Raw genomic sequence first — 274 nt, forward strand, 5'->3', positions numbered from 1 at the left:
ATGTTCCAATGCGTATTGGCAAGCTGCAAAAACGCGAGTATCGAGTTGCTCTTTCTGGGGCATAGTTCTTGGATCAGAGGCGTGAAAACACTCTTCAACGGGGTAAATGAACCCTTCTGACTCTAAGATAGGGGCGTCTAAATAAGAGGCTAATTTTTGGCTGTTTAACGTCGCCGAGGTAACAATTAGTTTGTGTGATTGAGCCTGCCTTAAGAGCGCTAATAATAAGTCCATGTCCCAGCGTCTTTCATGAAACTCATCCAACATCACGACG

General features: G+C 44.9%; 1 pseudogene. It reads right to left on the reverse strand.

Features of this window, described 5'->3' with window-relative positions:
* Positions 1-274, reverse strand: a pseudogene (locus CWC11_RS23145) (ATP-dependent RNA helicase); the annotation flags it as partial.

It is taken from the genome of Pseudoalteromonas sp. S3178 (assembly GCF_005886985.1).
GTDB classification, from domain to species: domain Bacteria; phylum Pseudomonadota; class Gammaproteobacteria; order Enterobacterales; family Alteromonadaceae; genus Pseudoalteromonas; species Pseudoalteromonas carrageenovora.